This is a genomic window from Pedobacter sp. HDW13, from assembly GCF_011303555.1.
Classification (GTDB): domain Bacteria; phylum Bacteroidota; class Bacteroidia; order Sphingobacteriales; family Sphingobacteriaceae; genus Pedobacter.
Genome location: NZ_CP049868.1, coordinates 1,177,792 through 1,198,496 on the forward strand (window position 1 = coordinate 1,177,792; position 20,705 = coordinate 1,198,496).

Below are 20,705 nucleotides of genomic sequence, written 5' to 3' on the forward strand. Positions count from 1 at the left end.
TAGTATCAAGTATCATGATTTTAGTCTCATAACTTGAGTATCTCTTTATTTTTTCCTTACGGGGCGATTACACAGATTTTTGGATTTCACAGATGGTTTTCCTCAGAAAGGTATTCAGCTTTCCACCTTACACCCTAAACCTTTCAACCCTCCGCATTTCTACCTCATCTCTATTCCGAACACGGCTTCAGCTAATCCAATTTCGTCGGGTGAGTACGGCAAAGCATATTTTACTCCCATTTCATCAAATTTCTTACCTGTAGAATTCCCGATCGCAATTACCTGCTGGCCTGGCTCCAATAAATTATCGGCGAAATAGGCATCAACGTTTGAGGGACTGGTAAAAATCAGTACATCAGCATAGCTTTGGTCAATGTCATCTTCAATTACGGTTTCGTAAATTGGCAGATCGATTATTTTGGCATCAGCTGGTAACGATTTCTGGATCGACTGTAAAGAATCCTGTGCTCTTGGAAACAATACCTGCTGTCCACCAACCAGTTGCGCGAAATCTTCAGCAACTTCGGTAATATCGCCGCTTGCACCAACAAAATCGGCAAAATGGTTAAATTTACGCAAGGCATCTTCCGAACCTCTGCCCACTACGCCAAATTTGGTTTTCTTTGGCAATACCGGCTTCAGGTTGAAAAAGTATTCTACACTATTGCGGCTGCTGAAGAAAATCCAATCTACATGGCGCAGAATAAACTGATCTAAAACAGTAACAATCGGGAACGTACGGATTAACGAACGACCTTCAATTTCAATATTATTATTTTCTAATGCCCTGCGAAAATAGCTGTGTTCGCCAATTTCGCGGGAGATGAAAACCTTTGCCGGTTTTTTTCTTTCTGTATTAAATTTAGCCACGATTTTTTCGGCTAAACCTTCTGTTGTATCGGCACGCAAGAACAAACGCTCAGGAAAATGATCGGCGGTTTCAGCTTTAGAAGTCCAGACTTCAAACTTTCCGTTTTCCTTTTGGCAATAACAGCCTAGTGGCATGTGGCAGCCGCCTTCGAAAAGGTTTAGCACTTTACGTTCTACATTTACGGTTTCTGCCGTTTCCGGATCGTGCAATTTTTGAAGCGCATCAAAAAGTTCTGTATCGTTTTCCCTGATCTGGATAGCCAGGGCACCCTGTGCAGGAGCAGGAATAAATTCGGTTGTTTCGAGTTCTTCAATGTGTAAATCACTCACATCAAGTCCTAAACGTTTAACACCGGCCTTAGCAATCAAAATGGCATCGTAATCTTCGTCGCGCAATTTACCAATCCGTGTAGGCACATTTCCACGCAAATCTTCTACCTCTAAATCAGGACGCAAACCCAATAACTGGGCTTTACGGCGATTAGATGAAGTACCTACCATAGCTCCTTTTTTAAGAGATAGTTTCTGCGAAATATCCACACAATCCTTTAAAATCAACAGGTACTCGCTGGCTTCTTCGCGAGGAGGCAAAGCAGCAATAGTTAATCCTTCAGGGTGTGTTGTAGGTAAATCTTTAAGGCAATGTACAGCCAGATCAATTGTTCCGCCTAACAGCTCTTCTTCCAGTTCTTTGGTAAAAAAACCTTTGCCTTCCAGTTTATCCAATCTTAAATTCAGGATTTTATCGCCCTGTGTTTTAATGATTTTTATCTCGGCTTCTATTCCAATGGCTGCCAATTCATTTTTAATATGATTAGCCTGCCATAAAGCCAGGTCGCTACCGCGTGTTCCGATGGTTAATTTCTTCACTATTAAGATTAAATGAGCTGCAAATTTAAATTAAATAGTGGTTTATACCATGAATTGTTTAAAAATGAGACAGTGAGGTTACAGAGGGGGTAATTAAGGGGATTTCTATGACATAAGGTGATTGTTTTCAAGAATAAGTTTTTGAACAAATGAGTGAGTTTTGAGTGACTGAATGTTTCAGGCATGATGCCGTATCATTCAAAACCTATCGCATTCTAATATCCAAATAGCTCCAAGCTGGTACAGACCCGGCAATTGAACCGTAGGTGAAATATACAGCCGTTTAATTTCACCGCGTTAGAATAACAGCAACCGGTAAATAGCAATAAAGGGAAAATGAAATTAAGCTGTGGTTAAATTTAAGATTGATTAACCAGAATCTCTTTAGCCATAACCATAGGTACGCTGATGTATTTTTTCTCCATGTAATTCATTACACGTTCTAAAACCTCGCGCGATGCTTCATCCATCTGGCTAATTTCTTCGGCAAATACACCGTTTATAGCTGTATTTTTGATTTCTTTAATCTTTCTTGGCACCTCTTGCATAGCAATTTCGATGCGACGTTGTTTTAAAACAGAGAAAAATTCGGTGATGTTGTTGCTGATAATATCTTCGGCATGAACCAGTTCGTTATAACGTTCCTGGATATTTTTGCGAGCCACTTCTTTTAAAGACTCAACCTCGATGTAATGCACCAGATTATGGTGAATTACCGCCGGAGCTACATCGTTAGGGATAGCTAGATCTACAATTACTTTTTTGCTGGTATCGCCATTAAGCAATTTGGCATATAGTTTTTCGTCGATAATCGTTTCTGTAGAACCTGTACAGGTAATAATTACATCAAATCCCTCTTTAAAATCTTCGAGTGCAGTTAAAGGATATGCATTCCCGTTTAACTCTTCGGCAAGCGATTCGGCTTTAGCTAAAGTACGGTTGAAAACAGAGAAATTTGAGTATTTATGCTTGTTCAGGTATTTGGCAATATTCTGGTTGGTTTCGCCCGCGCCAATAATTAAAACACGTGAGTTACCACACATATTTAATTCTTTTAGCTTGCGGTAAGCTAATGACACAACTGAAACCGGATTTTTTGAAATATTGGTATGGGTATAAACCTCTTTGGCTGTTTTAACCACGCGTTCCATAATCATGCGCATGTAATCGCCGGTAAAACCTGCATCGCGACAGTTCTCGTAAGCTCTGCGGATTTGTGCCAGGATTTCCTTTTCGCCTACCACTAAGCTCTCTAACGAGCAAGATGTTCTTAATAAATGGTTAAAGGCTTCTTCGTTTTCGTAAACAGTTACATTATCCAGGAAACGCTCCATAAACTCAGCCGGAAGGCCCATGTCTAAAACAGTAAGAAACCTGGTTACGAATTCTTTGTCGGTTTTTTCTTTAGTTAGAAAAACAAACTCCACACGATTGCAAGTACCGATATAAAAAATTTCGCTTACAGGAAGCTCTGTTTGAATATTTTTCAACCTGCTATCCAGACTCTGATCACAAATAACTAATTTCCCTAAAGATTTCAGGTCGATGTGGTGATGCGTAAAAGCTATTACTTTTAAATATTCCAAGTGCTTCCGTTATTAACTATTATCGGGATACAAAAGTAACACGGTTGGTGGATGTCAGCGTCATTAATCTGTAATTTACATTAATTTAGAACGGTTTTAAATAGCTGCAAAACTTTGACAATCCATTTAAAGACCTTAAAATCAGTGACGAATTTAAGGCTTTCAACTATGTTCTAACTGGTTTCCAACCACTTTTAATCCAATATTTATATTACGAAATTATTGCCAAATGGTTGCCTGACACCGTATTTTAATGTTTAGTTTTGTTATTAAACTTGCTATGGTTAAGCTAAACTGCCGAAACAGTTATGAATAAGGGGCAATTGCGACAAACATTAAAAAACTGACAACAAAATCTACTTTAGTAGGCTTATATTTGATACCAACACCTTAAACGATGATTACACAAAGCAATTTTAGCCTTAGCGGTTCAGACGGAAAATTAATTATTGGCGATATCACTTTTGATGAAAAGAACCCAAATACGCCCATTATTCTTTTTGTACATGGCTTTAAAGGCTTTAAGGATTGGGGAGCGCATAATCTGGTGGCCCGATATTTCGCCAGCAATGGTTACCGGTATATTAAATTTAACTTATCGCACAGCGGCGTACCGGTCGATCACCCACAGGATGTAACCGACCTCGAAACTTTTGCCAGCAACACCGTATCAAAAGAGCTGTTTGACTTGAATGCGGTACTGGATTTTATAGAAAAAGCCTATGGTACCGAAACAAAGGTGAATTTAATTGGTCATAGCCGCGGTGGTGGTTTATCGATTATTGAAGCTGCAAACGACTTAAGAATAGACAAACTGATTACCTGGAGTGCCATTGCTGATTTTAATAGTTTATGGAAAAAAGAGCAGGAAGCTGAATGGAAGAAAAACGGAAAAATCTTTGTAACCAATGCAAGAACTAAAGAGCAAATGCCACTAAACGTAACGCTGTTACAGGATTTGCAGGAAAACGCAATTACTCTAAACATTGTGGAAGCGGCCAAACGGATTAATATTCCCTGGTTAATTGTGCAAGGTGATGATGATGTAAATGTTCCTTTCGAAATGGCACAGCAACTGGCAGATGCCAATCCGGCCAGCAGACTGGTTAAAATTGAAGGCGCCAACCATGTTTATGGCGCCTCGCAACCTTATACGGGCGAAAACTTACCGCCACTTTTGTTTAAGGTCTGTGAGAAGGTTTTGATGTTTTTGGAGGAAGCGTAAATTACTTATCTTGGGCCATAATATTTTATGGCACAGGATAGAATTAACCTTTCGGATTTTAATAAAGCCACATTAAAGCAGACCATAATTGGCGTAACTTTATTTTTATGTTTGGTTGCTTTTCTGGATAGTAATTTTTCGCCGGTAAAATCAAACGTCGAATTTATTAGCGATTTTTGGGCTGATCGTTTAAACAGCGGAAAAGGATATAATTTCATTGCTCAGACACCTAATAAGAACTATAAGATTCCAGCCGAGCTCTTCAATGTAACCAATCCTAAAGATTCATTATTAATTTTTAAATCAAAAATAACGGGATTTATCCAATACTATGGCTTAAAAAAACCTAATGAGACGATCATCTGCAAATCACCGATAATTAAGGATTATTTTCTTGGACTAATTACAACAATCCTAGGTCTTTTGATTGCTACTATATTTTATTTCAATAAAAGATTAGCACAAAACACAACCCTCCAGGGAATTTTAGTCTTTTTAATTATTATTTCATTAATTTTCTTACGAAATTACTTCTTCAGAAATTACTAATTAGTTTTAACGCAAATACTAATCATCCCCTCTCCTAACAAAATTGCGCATATCGCTACCACTTGGGCTTTGGAAAATTTCTAGATCAAAATAAGGCACTGCAGCAAGTAAATGATCGAAAATATCGGCTGCTACCTCTTCAAATTTCTTCAGTCCTTTTTCTTTCGAAAACACATAAATTTCGATTGGTAAACCGTTTTCGGTAGCCTGCAGCTGGCGTACCATAAAAGTTAAATCTGTATTAATATAGGGATTGCTTTGAAGGTATTTCTCTGCATAAACCCTAAAAGTACCAATATTGGTCATGTGACGACCATTTACCAGGTTATTAGGGTTTACAGTATGTTCAGCATTAAAGGTTGCAATATGTTGCTGGGTTTCCTTTAAATAATCTTTCAAGAAATCGATGCTTTGCAAACGCCCAATTAGTTCTTCATCGCAGAACTTAATACTCGAAATTTTAATGTTAATATGTCGCTTAATTCTTCTTCCTTCGCTTTCTTCCATGGCCCTCCAGTTCTTAAACGATTCGCTAACAATGGCATAACTCGGTACAATGGTTACCGTTTTGTCCCAGTTGCGTACCTTAATGGTGGTTAAATTAATTTCGGTTACCTCGCCATCAGCACCATATTTTTCAACGGTAATCCAATCGCCTACCCGGACCAGATCGATAGCGCTCATTTGTACTGAGGCCACAAAACCTAAAATCGGATCGCGGAAAACGAGAATAAAAACAGCCGTTACAGCACCAAAACCACCAAATATATATAGTGGCGACTCATTCAGCAGAATAGATAGAATGAGTACAAAGCCCACAATGTAAAAAACAATTTTAGCAACCTGCTTATAGCTTCGAATGGGTTTATCAGCATACTTTTTCGATGCTTCCATGATGGAAACCAAAGCATTGAGAAAAGCATTTACAGCAAACATAACCGCCAAAACCATATAGATTTTAGCAAAAATCAGCGCATAAAAAAGCCAGTTTTTAAAATAAACAAATACATAAGGAACGGCATTGTAAATGATATAAGCACCAAAAATTAAGGCAAAGGCCCTGAATACCCTAAACTCAAACAAGGCTTTCTGCCAATCGGGTTTAGTTTTAGCGCTTTTAACCACGCCTATAAAAATTTGCCTGGTTAAGAAAATGGTTACGAATAAAAAAAGGACAACCCCAATAATGCCAATGAAAAAATATGAGTACACCAACTCGTTGCCAGAAAGGCCTCTGCAGGTAAGCCAATTTCGAAGTTCGTTAAACAAGGATTGAAACTCGGGAATATTCATCACAGCAATTTAGTATTTATTGATTAGAAAAGTAAATATTAGCTCAGTATGCCATCGACTGACTGGTACACTCAATTATAAAATTACTTTCGTATCTGCCAGTTTAATTTTCCCCGAATTTAATTCAGCCTCATTTGCAAAGGTATAACTGGCTGATTTTAATAAATGACGATCATCAAAATATGAAATGGTTATTAACGGATCCCTGAAGATGTTACCTTCATTAAAAGTTATAGCGTAAATATTCACCCTTGTGAACTCGTCGGGCTCCTCCCGCTTCAGAAATTTTAGTCGCAAATGAAAACATGCTTCAGTTAATAAAACATATCCCATAAAGAAATTAAAACCAAATAAAGAAAGTACTCCTATTGCAATCAAGCGTTGAAATAATAGAAACTTAAATTCAATTTTTGTTAATCTATTATCAGGCTCTTTAATACTTTCTAAAAAGATAATTAAACTAAGGGCAATCTGGATATAAATCATTAAATCGTTTAAAAATAAACTGAGGAAACCTACGCCTGCAATTACAAAAGGTTTCCATACGTGATCATAGCTAAAATCAGGACGATCGGTGATAAGAATCTTATCATCGTAAATCTGCATAACTTTCTTCTTCAGATCAACTTCAGGAGGAAGATAAAACTTACTTTTAGCGTCTTCAAACATTTAATTCTTATTAAACCTTCTCCACCCAGTTCCCATCATCTTTGATGATATCGATCAGCTCATCCAAAGCGTAGGCTGTGGTTACGTTTTTCTTTACTACTTCTTTACCACGATAAAGGGTAATTTTATCCGGACCGGTACCTACATAGCCGTAATCGGCATCGGCCATTTCGCCGGGTCCGTTTACTATACAGCCCATGATGCCAATTTTAATACCTTTCAAATGATCGGTACGCGAACGGATGAGTTGCGTAGTTTCCTGCAAATCAAAAAGTGTACGACCGCAACTTGGGCAGGAAATATATTCAGTTTTACTAATACGGGTACGGGTAGCCTGTAAAATACCAAAACTGGTTGAATTGATTAGTGCCAGGCTCTGTTTTTCAGCATCAATCCAAACCCCGTCACCGAAACCATCGGTAAGTAAGGCACCCAAGTCGGTTGCTGCATAAAGCATTAAATTATCTGCATCCAAATTTTGGTAAGTGCGCTTGATAATAACCGGAATTTGAATGTTCTGCTCTTGCAGGGCTACAAAAAATGCTCTTTGTTCGGCCATACCGTGTACAGCTGAAGTATTAAGTATCAGTACTACATGGGTTAAGTGGCTAACTGTTAAACTGGTTAACTGGTTGGCATCAACCTCAACAAAATTTAAAAATTCATCTTTATGATCAGCTTTACTAAATTCTTCCAGCGTAAACAAAGGGTGACAATTGTTCTGATCTTTCAGCTTAAGCCAGGTTTGGTAATTGTAAATCTGCTTTAAGTTGCCAGGGAAAGAAAACGAGGGCAGGTTATCGCCCAAATAAGCTAAATCGCAAGCCTGATCGGCTAAATTGTATTTATCTAAACCTGCACTGTAATTGTAACCTACAGCGCTTAGGAAATAAGGATCTTTTAAATTTTCTTTCGAAACATCAATCATCACTACCGGATGGTGATGCCCGCCAATATGCTGTACTGGTGTGGTAATGCGGCGGTTGTATTCATAAGGGGAATAAGTTTTGATGGATGGTGTATTATGTATGATGGAAGATGTGCCAATAGACTCAAGACTTGCAACTTCGGCCTTCTGACTCCTCAAACTATACCTATCAGCCAAAGCTTTTGCTACTGGTGCCTCAAATTCCGGATCTTCTGTTAACGAAACGCGAATAGTATCGCCCAAACCGTCTTCTAACAAAGTTCCGATACCGACAGCTGATTTAATGCGGCCATCTTCTCCATCTCCTGCCTCTGTTACACCAAGGTGCAACGGATAATTCATGCCTTCTTTAGCCATAGTGTCGACCAGTAAACGATAAGCCTGAACCATTACCTGGGTATTACTCGCTTTCATCGAAATGACCAGGTTGTAGTAATTCTGGTCTTCGCACATGCGGATAAACTCCATTGCCGATTCAACCATCCCCCGTGGTGTATCGCCGTAATGGCTCATAATACGGTCGGAAAGAGAACCATGGTTGGTACCGATACGCATAGCAGTACCGTATTCTTTACAGATTTTAACCAGCGGGATAAACTTTTTATAAATCCGGCTCAGCTCGGCATTATATGCATCCTGCGTGTATTCTATATTTTCGAATTTCTTTTTATCGGCGTAATTTCCCGGATTAACACGCACTTTTTCCACAATTCTTGCGGCCATTTCGGCAGCATTTGGTGTAAAATGGATATCGGCAATCAGGGGCACATTATAACCTCTAAAACGCAGTTCTTTTTTAATATTAGCCAGATTTTCGGCCTCTTTTATGCTTGGCGCAGTTATACGAACGTACTCACAGCCTGACTCTACCATGCGGATAGTTTGTTCAACAGTCCCCAGTGTATCCATCGTATCGGTTGTGGTCATCGATTGGATACGGATCGGGTTATGTCCGCCCAAAGCGATATCGCCGATATTTACTTCACGGGTTAAATACCTCGAATAGGTTGTTAAACTGTTGCAATATCCTCCTGCCAAATCGTGTTTTGCCAATATTTTTTCCATCTCGGTGCAAAGATAAGTATTGTAGGTAGGTTTTAATGTTGGAAAGTTTAGATTTATGGCACTAAAGAAATCGCTTTTTCCAGAATTTCATCTCTACCTTCTTTAATTCCGTTTACTGTAAGTTTAACTTTAAAATCAGGAACTATGCCAATTCTTTGCGTTTCTTTTCCGTTCGGATAATATACGCCAATTTGTGTAAAACCAGTACTTATCCCTCCCGGAAACGTTACAGGCATACCTACAGTACCGTCGGCGCCAGCTGTTTGACTACCTACAATTATAGTATTTGGTCTGGCACTTAGCGCCATTGCCGATAATTCAGCAAGGCTTTGGGTTTCTTCGTTAACCAAAACGATTACTTTTCCCGGATAAGGGGCATCTTTATTTTCCCCGATTTTTACATTTGCCATATATTCATCAGACATGTAGGTGAATAATCCAGGCGTTTCAACGCTTCCCTGCGTATATTTAGCTACATCCATAGGCTTTTGGAAAAGGTACTTACCGATATCCCACGCAAAACTTGTAGGGTTCGGATAGGTACGCATATCAATAATAATGGCTTTAGCCTTCAAAGCCTGGGGTATTACCGATTTAAGCTTCGTTTTAATCCGTCCTACGTTAAAGTAAGCAATATTATTAATCATTTTAAAACCACTATCTGCTGGCATGGGTGCGCGATAATTCATTCTGTTGTATGGAAAACATTTTAAAGTGGTGTTTTCAATTTTACCATTGCGACTATAAGTAACCCGCATTAAGGTATCATTTGTTCTTAAAAACTGTGACGCTAGCTTTCTATACTGGGTTGGCAGATTAGAGGCAGTAAAATAGGGCAGTTTTTCTTTAATCAGCTGCGTAACCGAAACCTGATTGATACTTTGGATAACATCACCTTTTTTAAGGGTATTTATTCCAACAATTTCATCGTTACTGTACTTAACAACTGGTAAATTATCAATAAAAACAATTTCCATATTTGGTTTAAACTTGCCATAAAACTCGATAAAAGCACGATCGTAAGGGGAAATATCTGAATGTGAATCTTTGGTTTCGGCAATAAATGCTGCCGCTGTAAGTTTGTAGTCTAGTTCATCTTTGGCCAATAAAAATTTGGGGACATATTCCTCCAATACATTTATCCAGGGTTTATCAATAACATTTTTGTAAGGCGAAAAATACTCATAAATGCTCCAGAACCTGAATAATGCTAGTAAACGATAACCATCATCAGGATATTTAAAACTGGCATAAGCATCTTCGTTTTTAAAAATAGCAACAGGTGTCTCTGTATTATACATCTTCACATAATAGCTTTCCGTTGTTCTATCAGCTTTTTTAATCAAATTTAACTGGTTAAGCAGTTTTTTACTAAATCCTGATTTATTGAACCAATCGAAATTAGGGTTGTATTTTACATTTCCCACCACAGTTTTTGTTTCAATGGTTTTAAAGACACCTAAACTACTAATCCAATTTGAAAATACTTCGTTTCTATCGTTATTCGTTTTGGCATCAAGTACTTTGGGAATAAGCCGAAACAGCTCAAAGTCCCAATTGTAATCTCCTTTGGCTACAGAGGGATGATAGTATTTTAAGAAACCCCATAATTTACCCAATGTTATTAGGCTTCTCGTTTGCGCAGAGGTTAAATTGTTTAGTTTAATTTTCGACCCTTCTATAAACGTTTTATCGAGTTTGGCTTTTTTATCTTTATCTACTGGGTTTTCTAACTGGGCAGTTGCCTTTATGGTGGTAAAAAGCAATAAGAGCATTAATAGTTTTTTCATTCCATTGAGATTAATTTACATATCGAAGATATAAAATAGCTCATTGATCTCCCCACCTTTAACAATCGTTAACAAATGCTATATCAATCTGTCTTTTATCACCAAAGTATTGGCAGTAATATCGTGCCAGCACTGGTTTTTCTTATTCAAAAAGCTGTAGAGATAACCAAAAAACACAGGGATTACCGATAAGATTTTAGAAAAATTACGGACTATGGAAATACCAAAAGAAACACGGCTCCCATCCATACCGGCCACCTTAATATTCAGCAGCTTTTTACCTATTGTAGCCTGACTTTTAGTTGCTTCGGCAATGCTGCCATAAATTAGCTTAACCACAAATATAATTGGGAAAGGAACTAAAAAAGTCATAATGCGCTGGTCTTTACCTTCAATAAAGATATAGCTGGTTAAAATAATAATGGTATAGAACCCAAAAATAATGAAATGATCGATTACTGAAGCCAGTAAGCGCTGATCGAATGCGGCAAAATACTGTGGGGCAGTTTTTTGATAACTGAAACCCAAAAGCTCACGCAATTCGGGGATTGCATGAGCTTCTTTATAATCATCCATCCCTGGTTTACGGATAAACGTATTCGGTTTTATATCTAAATCTTTAAGATCGGTTAAACTATATGGCCCTTGTGGCTTACCATTAATTACAACTGTGTACTCTTTATTGGGATTCATTGGTTTTCAGGTTTGTTTGGATGTTAGGACTGTAAGATTAATGGCTAGGAATTTCCTTCCATTTTCCATCCCACATCTTCCATCCCCTAATATCTGCTCACCTCAAAGTTACTCAATCCACCATCTAAATTGATGAAGATTTTTTTGGTAGAGGTTTTATAGTTAGCAGTTTCGTATACTCCATCGCTCAGTTTTAAAAATCCATCAAAATCTTTGGCCGATAAACCTGTTTTTGTTTTAATTCTACAACCAGAGTTAGTAGGAACCTTAATTTTCACATCGGCAACGCCTGATTTTACCACCACATCTGTAATAGGTAACAAATCGCCAAAAGTTATATCAAGGGCTGCAGCACCACCATCAAAACGGAAAGTACGCACTTTATAATCTTTAAAATCGAAATTAGCTTCGCCTGCACCTAGTTTCATTATCACATCCCAATTGGCAGCTTTGTTTAATTTAAAGTTTACATCGTTACTGCCGTCTCCAAAATTCCATTTACCTTTTTTGTCGTCCATTTTAAAGGTAAGCACCGTAGCACTATCGGTTAGTAATTTCTTAAGTGAAAAATTGCCATGTTTTTTGGTGATATCGGCATTGATCAGTTCAGCCGTTTCGCCATCCAGGTTAAAAGAAATTCCGCCACCCGAAATATTTAAAATCGTTTTTTTTGCGTTGTCGGCTTCAACAAAAGGCTCTGTAAGTTTTAATTGGTTAAAAGCAGTATCATTGTTGTTGTCATCATCCCTATCGTTATCATCCAAATTAATATCTACATCTTTTTTAAAATGATGTCCCCACCAGTTACTCCTGTCAGGAACCTGCTGGCCCCTGTAAAACAGAAAAGATAAAGCCACCACTAAAACTGCAATCGAAATAATGCTTCCGGTTTGAGAGTTATTTTTGTTGAATAAAATATTTACACCTGCAATGATGAGAAATATTGGCCAGAAGCTCCAGATATTACGCCAGTAAAAATCAATAATACCAAAGTTTTCGAGTAGAAGTACACCGCCAATAAAAAGCAGTAAAATACCCCAAATTAATCTATCTAATTTCATTTTATTTATGCTTGAGGGTTAGGTGATGTTGAATTATCGTCGTTGCTGGTTGGTGTTTCGGGAGCTGATTCTACAATAGTTTCAGAGAAATCTGTTTTTTTCTGTTGTTCTGCTTCCTGTTGGGTTTGAAAAGCTGCCCAATCGTTTTTTCTTTTTGATTTAGCAATTACAGCAATACCTAAACCAATAAACACCAATGGCCACATAAATTTGAACAGGTTGCGAAAACTAAACCAATAAGGTATAAAATCAAGTTCGCGCATCAGAAAAAAACAACCAATTACCAATAAAAGCAATCCGCCAATGGTGCGGCCAGTATCGTTTGATTTGTTAAAACCACTAAAATTGGCCTGAGTTTCAAATGGTGTTTTTTGTGTATCGCCAACAGGCTGTGTCCAGTTGGTATTTCCCGAGCCAACAGGACCGGTAAAAGAATCGCCTGTGCCAAATGGTGCACCTGGATTTTGTTTATTAAAATAATCGTTAAATTTCGAGAACCTTGCAGCCGGATCTGGATTTACCGGAACAATAATCCACATAATTATATAGGCAATTAAGCCGCCTCCAGCCATAAATATGGCCGATAGTGCAAACAATAATCTGATTATGGTAACCTCCACCTGCATGTAATCTGCAAGTCCCGAAGCTACACCGGCAATCATCTTATCGTGTTCGTTTCTAAAAAGCTTCTTTTCCATAACGCTGTTCATTTTTGTGTTTAAAAATCGAGCGGGGTAATTAAAACCTCATCTACGTTTACCCCTTTACTTAAGTTTAAAATGGTAAATAATGTTTCTGCAATATCTTCGGGTTGTACAAATTTTTCATCCGGAATGGTTGTCCCTTCCCAGGAAGAAGTTTTTGTTGAACCAGGCAAAAACGCAGTAACTTTAACGTTGTGAGGGGCTAACTCTTGCCGCAATACATGATTAAGACTTAACATCGCTGCTTTTGTTACACTATAACTGCCACCATTTTTTACCGGGGCTTTACTGGCTACTGAACAGATGTTAAATATATGGCCACGGCCTGCCGCACGCATCTTTTTACCTAAAAATTTACTGGTGTAGTAGCCTGCATTTACGTTCAGATTTTGCTGCTTTTCAAAGGTTTCGTCATCCTCATCGAGCATACTACCGGGTAAAAAAGTACCCACATTGTTTACCAGCACATCAATAAAACCTGCTTCGGCATCAGCCTGGTTTAAAAACTGATATACACTTGCCTTAACCGAAAAGTCGACCGGGTAAACAGCTATCGTTCTCCCGGCAGTCAACAAATCATCACGCAGGATTTCGAGTTCCTTCACATTCCGGGCGCCGAGTACCAAATCGAAACCATTTTCCCATAATTTAATGGCAATTGCCCTACCAATTCCTTTAGTTGCACCGGTTATTAAAGCTTTCATGTTTTTGTGGTTTAATTTTTGTTAACAAAAAACCATATTTATATTCAAAAGCACGAATATTTTTGCAATTAGCAAAGAGCGACAACTTTTTTATCGTTTCTTTGTAGTACTATATAATGATCATTTAAATTAAGCAACACCTACGGAATGAATTTTACCAATTTCGGCAGATACATCCTGCTACTCAAGTCTGTATTCAGAAAGCCGGAAAAGCTGAAAATATACCTTAAAGAGATCGTCAAACAAATGGATTATGTTGGCGTGGGTTCACTGGGGCTTATTGCCATTATCTCTACTTTTATCGGTGCAGTTATGACTTTACAGATTGCTTTCCAGCTGGTTAGCGATTTCATACCTAAAACCATCATTGGTTCGGTAAACCGCGATTCGAGTATACTGGAGTTAAGTCCAACCATTAGTGCAATTGTTTTGGCTGGTAAAATTGGTTCGGCCATTTCATCCGAAATTGGCTCAATGCGTGTAACTGAACAGATAGATGCCCTTGAAATTATGGGTATCAATGCACCGGGTTATTTAATACTTCCTAAAATTATTTCGGGAATTACCATGGTGCCAATGCTGGTTATTATTTCGATGTTTTTAAGCATTACCGGTGGATATATTGGTGGTTCTATTTCAGGTGCGGTAACTCCTGCAGAGTACATTCAGGGTATTACTACTGATTTTAACCCATATACCATCACCGTAGCACTGGTTAAAGCATTTGTTTTTGGCTTTATTATTACTTCGGTACCTGCTTACGAAGGTTTTTACGTTCGTGGTGGTGCATTAGAGGTGTCGCAGGCCAGTACAAGAGCCGTTGTTATCAGCTGTATTTCTATTTTAGCTTGCGATTATATCGTGACCCAATTGTTATTGTAATGATCGAAATTAAAGATATTTATAAATCATTTTCCGGAAACGATGTACTACAAGGCATTTCCGGCAAGTTTGAAGAAGGCGTAACCAACCTGATTATCGGTGGTTCTGGTTCTGGTAAAACTACTTTGCTTAAATGTATGGTGGGCTTGCACCAACCAGATTCGGGCTCGGTACTGTACGATGGCCGTGATTTTACACCAATGACCTACGAACAACGTATTGAGGTACGTAAAGAAATAGGTATGTTGTTTCAGGGATCGGCTCTTTTTGATAGTATGACTGTGGAGGATAACATTATGTTCCCATTGAATATGTTTACCGATCAAAGCCGTAAAGAGAAATTAGAGCGTGTAAATTTTTGCCTCGAAAGGGTTAACCTTGCAGGTAAAAACAAATTGTTTCCGGCAGAATTATCTGGTGGAATGAAAAAACGTGTGGGTATTGCCCGTGCCATTTCCATGAACCCAAAATATCTGTTTTGCGATGAGCCCAACTCTGGTTTGGATCCGAAAACCTCGATTGTTATTGATGAACTGATTCAGGAATTAACAGAAGAATACAAAACAACCACTATTGTAGTAACGCATGATATGAACTCGGTAATGGGAATTGGCGATTATATTTTATTCCTGCATGAAGGGAAAAAATTCTGGGAAGGCAGCAACAAAGAAATTGCCCATACCGACATTAAAGAGCTGAATGACTTTGTGTTCGCCAGCCGCTTTATGAAAGCTGCAAAAGATAAGTTTTAAAAAATTTGTATATTTGGGTATGACCGCGGCAACAAAAAATACCATTCATAAATTGGAAACCCTACCAGATAGCATGGTATACGAGGTAGAAGATTTTATTGATTTTTTAAAAGCCAAGCATGCCAAAAGCTTTCCCAAATCGGGAAGCAATGAAGTAAAATTAGTTGAAGAACCAAAAAGCTTGTATGGTGCCGCAAAAGGTCTATTTATCATCCCTAAAGATTTTAACGAACCATTAGATTTCTCTTAAAACCAAATCGTCATTGCGAGGCACGAAGCAATCTAATCACAAATCAATCGCATTAAGATTGCTTCGTACCTCGCAATGACGGCATACTATAAATTAAATGATACAATTACTTGCCCCCACCCACTGGAAAGATTACGAACTGATTGATTGTGGGGATTTTGAAAAATTAGAACGTTTTGGCAATGTTATTTTAATCCGTCCTGAACCACAGGCCGTATGGAAAAAAACCTTATCAGAGCAAGAATGGCGTAAAACCGCTAACATTACTTTTAAAGGCCGTTCGGCTACTTCTGGAGAGTGGGTAAAGAAAAACCTTTCTATTCCTGATCGCTGGCATGTAGAATACAAAAACAACGAAGCGGCCATTAAACTTCGTTTAGGCTTAACTTCTTTTAAGCATGTTGGTGTATTTCCGGAGCAAGCTGTAAACTGGGATTTTATTTCTTCATCGATCAAAAAGTTTAAAACGCCGCAACCTAAAGTATTAAACCTTTTCGCCTATACAGGTGCAGCTTCGTTAATTGCCAATGCTGCCGGTGCAGAAACTACACACGTAGATTCGATTAAACAGGTTGTAACCTGGGCCAATGAAAACCAGGAGCTATCAGGTTTAAAAGATACCCGATGGATGGTAGAAGATGCCTTGAAGTTTGTGAAAAAAGAGCTCAAAAGAGGCAAAAAATATAACGGTATTATCCTCGATCCACCTGCATATGGCCATGGCCCTAACGGCGAAAAATGGAAACTGGAAGACCATATACAGGAAATGATGCAGGATGTAGTACAGCTTCTAGATGAAAAAGAACACTTCCTGATCCTGAATACCTACTCTTTGGGTTTCTCTTCGGTAATTGTCGAAAACCTGATCCGTACTTCTTTCCCTGCGGTTAAAAACCTCGAAACAGGCGAATTATATTTACAGGCTACATCGGGAATTAAATTGCCACTGGGTGTTTTTGGTAAATTCTGTAATGTGTAAATGTTAATTACTTTATTTTAAACTACCAGATTTCCACCCTACTTTCATTCCAAAACAGAATCGGAAAACTGTCTAAACTTTAATTACCTTAATAATCTATGAAATTTCCTCAATTAGCAGGCACACTAATACTTGGTTTCGCCGCAATCAGCTTGTTTGCCAACTGTAATTCAGATGGTAAAACCAGCAGCAGTATCGGCAAAATATTTTCTTCTGATTCGACGAAGAAAAAAACCGATTCTACAGAGAACGTAATAAAACCTGTTGATCCTAAATTATATGACTCTTTAGCCAAAAAACTTGCCAATGGCGATACCACAGGGAGGTGGCCGGTAAAAAAACAACCCTATCCTTTAGCTGGTGCTATTTTACCTTTTAAACGTATTGTGGTTTATTACGGGAACCTTCACTCCAAAAAAATGGGTGCTTTGGGCGAGTATGCTCCAAAAGAAATGTGGCAACGCCTAAATGCCGAAGTTAAACACTGGGAAAAGGCGGACCCATCTACTCCTGTACAGCCAGGCTTACATTACATTGCAGCCGTGGCAAGCGGTACGCCAGGTAAAGATGGTAAATACATCAACAGAATGGGTAATAAACAGATCGATTCTGTTTTAAAAATCGCCAAAATGCAACCAAATACCATCGTGTTCTTAGATTTACAGGTTGCATTGAGTAACATTAAAGCTGAATTACCACACATCGAAAAATACCTTGAGCTCCCTTACGTGCATTTAGGTATCGACCCTGAGTTTTCGATGAAAGATGGTTCATTACCGGGCAAAAAAATTGGAACTTATGATGCTGCAGACATTAACTATGTATCGGGCTACCTTGCTGATATTGTAAAAAAATACAACTTGCCTCCAAAAGTATTTACCGTTCACCGTTTTACAAAGAAAATGGTAACTAACTCGCAAAACATCAAGTTGCGCCCGGAAGTTCAGATTGTAATGCACATGGACGGATGGGGTGAGCCTGAATTAAAAAAAGGAACATACAGGCACTTTATCCAAAGCGAGCCAGTGCAGTTTACAGGTTTTAAACTATTTTACAAAAACGACTTAAAAAAAGCACCTAACAGGCTAATGACTCCTGAAGAGTTATTAAAACTTACACCAAAACCGATTTATATTCAATATCAATAAATAAATTAACACAAAAGGCCCGTAATTTTACGGGCTTTTTGCTTAAACAGGTTTTTATCCATTATTTGCAATTCATATTAACCCTATTTAGTATCACATAACTACACAGGGTTAAAACTTTTAGGAATATTCGGCGAGCGACTATAATTAATATCAAAAAATATCGTTTTTTTGATTCAATTAATTAGTCGACTAGATTTTACAACAGGTAGGATATGCAAACAGCAACATTTGGCGGAGGCTGCTTTTGGTGCACCGAAGCCGTATTTCAGGCCCTGAGCGGAGTAACCAAGGTTACATCTGGCTATATGGGGGGAGATCTAAAGCATCCAACATACATGGAAATCTGCAATGGCGATACCGGGCATGCAGAGGTAGTTCAGCTCATTTTTGATGAAAACATCATTTCTTTCAACGAGCTTTTATTTATTTTTTTTAAAACCCACAACCCAACTACACGAAACAGGCAAGGCAATGATGTAGGCTCGCAATATCGTTCGGTAATATTTTACGAAAATGATGATCAAAAAACAAAAATTGATCAAATCATATCAGCCTTAACGCAGCAAAATGTTTTCGAAAAACCGATTATTACCGAAGTTATACCAACAACTGAATTTTATGAGGCCGAAGATTATCACCAGAATTATTTTAATGATAACCAGGGAAAACCTTACTGCTCTTTTGTAATACAACCCAAGTTAAATAAGTTTGCAATAGATTTCAGGAACAAAATCAAACCTGAGCTCCTCGAATAATTAAACCTCAAAAGTAAGCAACCCGTGTTGGCTGGCGGTGTGTATATCCCTCCATACCCGATTAATCTCCGATCCCTTTTTTGCCGCCTCTAAACCACAATACGGAAACAAAACACTTGCAGTACGCCAACAGGTATGAACCAATTTACGACTGATTGAACTGACCTTATTTAGTTTAGCATTGGTAATTTGACCATTGTTCATTAACTCAGTCCACGATTCATCAAATGCGGCATAGAATTGCGTTCTTAGTGTCTGCACCTCATGTTTGCACCGGTCTAACTCGGCAGTAAAGAACTGCATTTGTGCTTCGCTAAATCTCCGCAGGCTGGAGCGTGAATGGAATGATTGTTCTGCCAGTTGAATAAAATGGTTAGTCATCCCCAAACTGTTTACCGTTAGCGTGGTTTCTGCAAGCTGCAAAAACGGGTAGTCAAAGCCTGAATCCGCTACCAGGATATCTTTATTGATTATAAAGGTCCTGTTCTCTGGCACTTCGAGGTTTTTTACCTCAAAAGCATGGCTACCGGTTGCCATGAGACCGAAATAAGACCATCCTGGTAAAATATATACTTCTGCTTTTTTTAGGATAAATGATTTGATTACAGACTCGCCGTTTTCATCCAAAATATCCTCCCCATTTTCGTTTTTAAGGGTACAGTTGGCTGTAAATATGGTAGCGTGTAATGCACCACTGGCATAGTTCCATTGACCGTTTATAAGATAGCCCTTTTCCGTTTTCACAGCTTTGCCTCCTACTGCCCCACTTCCTGCGAAACAAACTTCCCGGTCGGCAAAAATATCGGCTGCCAGCTCCGGATTTAAAAAACCAGCAAACCATCCTGCTCCGGCGCATAAGGTAACCGTCCAGCCTAAACTGCCATCGGCTTCGGCCAACTGTTCTTCTAAACGCAGAATTTCGGGGAGCTTTTTATTCGCGCCGCCATAAACTTCGGGCACAAAAAGTTTGAACCAGTTTTCCTGGTAAGCCAGCTCCAGTATTGCGGGATGCAGTTTGCCCATTTCTTCTGAAAGGGCAGCATATTCGGCAACTTTTTCCTGCCAGGTAAAGGTTAAGGTATCTTCCATAATGCTGACAGCTTAAGATTGCGCCAATTTAAGTCTGCTTTTATTAATGATCTTCTTCCAGTCTAAAAAGCCGAAAATAGCCACAGTAAATAAAAACGTAGTTAAACAAGCCATTAAAGGCAGCTTTTTATGGAATAATAAGGGAATAGCTACAATGTTTGAAATATTTAGAAAAATCCAGTTTTCTATTTTACGTTTAGCCAGCAACCACATGCCCGCCCAGGCCGTAGCCGAAACAAAGGCATCGAAAAGAGGTACATCCGAATCGGTAAAATGCCGCAATACCAGATACAATACTACAAAACCAATTACCGAGATCGATACCGCAATGCTTAATTCATTGTTGTTTGACCACGACACCTGATTTTCGGCATCTTGTTTCCTTTTCTTCCAGATGATCCAACCATATACACTCATTACCAGATAATAGATGCTAAGCAGGGTTTCTGCATATAGTTTTACATTTAAGAGCAGAAACATAGACAAAAGAATGGAAATAATACCCGTAGGATAAAGCCAAATGCTGTTCTTTTTGGCCAGTAAAACTTCGGTCACACCAAAACCTACAGCCAGCCACTCGATAAAGGAAGTATGTGCAATCTGCTCCTGAAAAAGCTTAAACCAATCCTGAAAATTCATTTACAATATTTTGCTAATGCTAAAAATAATTGAAAACTGTTTTCGGGGCGAAACAGTATGGTAAAAGTTAACCTCCTTCCTACGTCGGTATTATCCGCATCAGGTACATGGTTTTAAAATTCCAATAAACATTTTAACAATAATCAAACGTCTGTACATTTTGATATTGATGTTTGGAATTTCTAAACCAACGGGTGTAAT

Annotated in this window: 19 protein-coding genes; 7 read left to right on the forward strand and 12 right to left on the reverse strand. The window is 38.4% G+C overall.

Annotated features, from left to right (window positions below; genetic code table 11):
- Positions 1-159 precede the first annotated feature (159 nt).
- Entirely contained in the window at positions 160-1,740 is a 1,581-nt protein-coding gene (gene hemC / locus G7074_RS04840) for a hydroxymethylbilane synthase (protein ID WP_199748249.1), read from the reverse strand.
- A gap of 359 nt (positions 1,741-2,099) precedes the next feature.
- Positions 2,100-3,326: a glutamyl-tRNA reductase gene (gene hemA / locus G7074_RS04845; protein ID WP_124557894.1), complete on the reverse strand. Its 1,227-nt coding sequence runs from the start codon at positions 3,324-3,326 to the stop codon at positions 2,100-2,102.
- A 397-nt stretch (positions 3,327-3,723) separates the two neighbouring features.
- Between hemA and G7074_RS04850 the strand changes: the two genes are divergently transcribed.
- A complete protein-coding gene (locus G7074_RS04850; protein ID WP_124557893.1) occupies positions 3,724-4,551 on the forward strand; it encodes a S9 family peptidase in 828 nt (275 codons plus the stop codon).
- A gap of 567 nt (positions 4,552-5,118) precedes the next feature.
- Here the strand turns inward: G7074_RS04850 and G7074_RS04855 are convergent.
- The 8 genes from G7074_RS04855 to G7074_RS04890 form a co-directional block, all read right to left on the reverse strand.
- Entirely contained in the window at positions 5,119-6,393 is a 1,275-nt protein-coding gene (locus G7074_RS04855) for a mechanosensitive ion channel family protein (protein ID WP_124557892.1), read from the reverse strand.
- Between the two features lie 75 nt (positions 6,394-6,468).
- A complete protein-coding gene (locus G7074_RS04860; protein ID WP_124557891.1) occupies positions 6,469-7,062 on the reverse strand; it encodes a hypothetical protein in 594 nt (197 codons plus the stop codon).
- Between the two features lie 10 nt (positions 7,063-7,072).
- On the reverse strand, positions 7,073-9,055 hold the full coding sequence (gene ispG, locus G7074_RS04865; protein ID WP_124557890.1) for a (E)-4-hydroxy-3-methylbut-2-enyl-diphosphate synthase: 1,983 nt from the start codon (positions 9,053-9,055) through the stop codon (positions 7,073-7,075).
- A 53-nt stretch (positions 9,056-9,108) separates the two neighbouring features.
- Positions 9,109-10,845: a S41 family peptidase gene (locus tag G7074_RS04870; protein WP_166207204.1), complete on the reverse strand. Its 1,737-nt coding sequence runs from the start codon at positions 10,843-10,845 to the stop codon at positions 9,109-9,111.
- A gap of 78 nt (positions 10,846-10,923) precedes the next feature.
- On the reverse strand, positions 10,924-11,538 hold the full coding sequence (locus tag G7074_RS04875) for an RDD family protein (RefSeq protein ID WP_124557888.1): 615 nt from the start codon (positions 11,536-11,538) through the stop codon (positions 10,924-10,926).
- 86 nt (positions 11,539-11,624) lie between these two features.
- Entirely contained in the window at positions 11,625-12,599 is a 975-nt protein-coding gene (locus G7074_RS04880) for a LiaI-LiaF-like domain-containing protein (RefSeq protein WP_166207207.1), read from the reverse strand.
- Between the two features lie 5 nt (positions 12,600-12,604).
- The gene (locus G7074_RS04885) at positions 12,605-13,297 is read right to left on the reverse strand and encodes a PspC domain-containing protein (protein WP_166207210.1); all 693 of its coding nucleotides are present in this window, start codon (positions 13,295-13,297) and stop codon (positions 12,605-12,607) included.
- 20 nt (positions 13,298-13,317) lie between these two features.
- Positions 13,318-14,007, reverse strand: coding sequence for an SDR family oxidoreductase (locus G7074_RS04890; RefSeq protein WP_124557885.1), 690 nt, complete (start codon positions 14,005-14,007; stop codon positions 13,318-13,320).
- 147 nt (positions 14,008-14,154) lie between these two features.
- On the opposite strand from G7074_RS04890, the gene G7074_RS04895 reads away from it, so the two are divergent.
- The 6 genes from G7074_RS04895 (at position 14,155) to msrA (ending at position 18,776) form a co-directional block, all read left to right on the forward strand.
- Positions 14,155-14,889: an ABC transporter permease gene (locus tag G7074_RS04895; RefSeq protein WP_124557884.1), complete on the forward strand. Its 735-nt coding sequence runs from the start codon at positions 14,155-14,157 to the stop codon at positions 14,887-14,889.
- On the forward strand, positions 14,889-15,641 hold the full coding sequence (locus G7074_RS04900; RefSeq protein WP_124557883.1) for an ABC transporter ATP-binding protein: 753 nt from the start codon (positions 14,889-14,891) through the stop codon (positions 15,639-15,641). The genes G7074_RS04895 and G7074_RS04900 overlap by 1 nt, the downstream gene beginning before the upstream one ends.
- Before the next feature lie 19 nt (positions 15,642-15,660).
- A complete protein-coding gene (locus tag G7074_RS04905; protein WP_124557882.1) occupies positions 15,661-15,891 on the forward strand; it encodes a DUF2281 domain-containing protein in 231 nt (76 codons plus the stop codon).
- Positions 15,892-15,988: 97 nt separating this feature from the next.
- Entirely contained in the window at positions 15,989-16,870 is an 882-nt protein-coding gene (locus tag G7074_RS04910; protein WP_124557881.1) for a class I SAM-dependent methyltransferase, read from the forward strand.
- A 98-nt stretch (positions 16,871-16,968) separates the two neighbouring features.
- Positions 16,969-18,018, forward strand: a complete 1,050-nt coding sequence (locus G7074_RS04915) for a hypothetical protein (protein WP_124557880.1) — start codon at positions 16,969-16,971, stop codon at positions 18,016-18,018.
- Between the two features lie 215 nt (positions 18,019-18,233).
- Entirely contained in the window at positions 18,234-18,776 is a 543-nt protein-coding gene (gene msrA, locus G7074_RS04920; protein ID WP_124557879.1) for a peptide-methionine (S)-S-oxide reductase MsrA, read from the forward strand.
- Here the strand turns inward: msrA and G7074_RS04925 are convergent, their stop codons facing one another.
- Positions 18,777-19,865: an acyl-CoA dehydrogenase gene (locus G7074_RS04925; RefSeq protein ID WP_124557878.1), complete on the reverse strand. Its 1,089-nt coding sequence runs from the start codon at positions 19,863-19,865 to the stop codon at positions 18,777-18,779.
- 12 nt (positions 19,866-19,877) lie between these two features.
- The gene (gene pnuC / locus G7074_RS04930; RefSeq protein ID WP_124557877.1) at positions 19,878-20,504 is read right to left on the reverse strand and encodes a nicotinamide riboside transporter PnuC; all 627 of its coding nucleotides are present in this window, start codon (positions 20,502-20,504) and stop codon (positions 19,878-19,880) included.
- Positions 20,505-20,705 lie beyond the last annotated feature (201 nt).

Bases quoted from the DNA above. Each gene is read 5' to 3' on its own strand.
- G7074_RS04850 (WP_124557893.1), top strand. From the start codon at position 3,724: ATGATTACACAAAGCAATTTTAGCCTTAGCGGTTCAGACGGAAAATTA.
- G7074_RS04855 (WP_124557892.1), bottom strand. From the start codon at position 6,393: ATGAATATTCCCGAGTTTCAATCCTTGTTTAACGAACTTCGAAATTGG.
- G7074_RS04860 (WP_124557891.1), bottom strand. From the start codon at position 7,062: ATGTTTGAAGACGCTAAAAGTAAGTTTTATCTTCCTCCTGAAGTTGAT.
- ispG (WP_124557890.1), bottom strand. From the start codon at position 9,055: ATGGAAAAAATATTGGCAAAACACGATTTGGCAGGAGGATATTGCAAC.
- G7074_RS04870 (WP_166207204.1), bottom strand. From the start codon at position 10,845: ATGAAAAAACTATTAATGCTCTTATTGCTTTTTACCACCATAAAGGCA.
- G7074_RS04875 (WP_124557888.1), bottom strand. From the start codon at position 11,538: ATGAATCCCAATAAAGAGTACACAGTTGTAATTAATGGTAAGCCACAA.
- G7074_RS04880 (WP_166207207.1), bottom strand. From the start codon at position 12,599: ATGAAATTAGATAGATTAATTTGGGGTATTTTACTGCTTTTTATTGGC.
- G7074_RS04885 (WP_166207210.1), bottom strand. From the start codon at position 13,297: ATGGAAAAGAAGCTTTTTAGAAACGAACACGATAAGATGATTGCCGGT.
- G7074_RS04890 (WP_124557885.1), bottom strand. From the start codon at position 14,007: ATGAAAGCTTTAATAACCGGTGCAACTAAAGGAATTGGTAGGGCAATT.
- G7074_RS04895 (WP_124557884.1), top strand. From the start codon at position 14,155: ATGAATTTTACCAATTTCGGCAGATACATCCTGCTACTCAAGTCTGTA.
- G7074_RS04900 (WP_124557883.1), top strand. From the start codon at position 14,889: ATGATCGAAATTAAAGATATTTATAAATCATTTTCCGGAAACGATGTA.
- G7074_RS04905 (WP_124557882.1), top strand. From the start codon at position 15,661: ATGACCGCGGCAACAAAAAATACCATTCATAAATTGGAAACCCTACCA.
- G7074_RS04910 (WP_124557881.1), top strand. From the start codon at position 15,989: ATGATACAATTACTTGCCCCCACCCACTGGAAAGATTACGAACTGATT.
- G7074_RS04915 (WP_124557880.1), top strand. From the start codon at position 16,969: ATGAAATTTCCTCAATTAGCAGGCACACTAATACTTGGTTTCGCCGCA.
- msrA (WP_124557879.1), top strand. From the start codon at position 18,234: ATGCAAACAGCAACATTTGGCGGAGGCTGCTTTTGGTGCACCGAAGCC.
- G7074_RS04925 (WP_124557878.1), bottom strand. From the start codon at position 19,865: ATGGAAGATACCTTAACCTTTACCTGGCAGGAAAAAGTTGCCGAATAT.
- pnuC (WP_124557877.1), bottom strand. From the start codon at position 20,504: ATGAATTTTCAGGATTGGTTTAAGCTTTTTCAGGAGCAGATTGCACAT.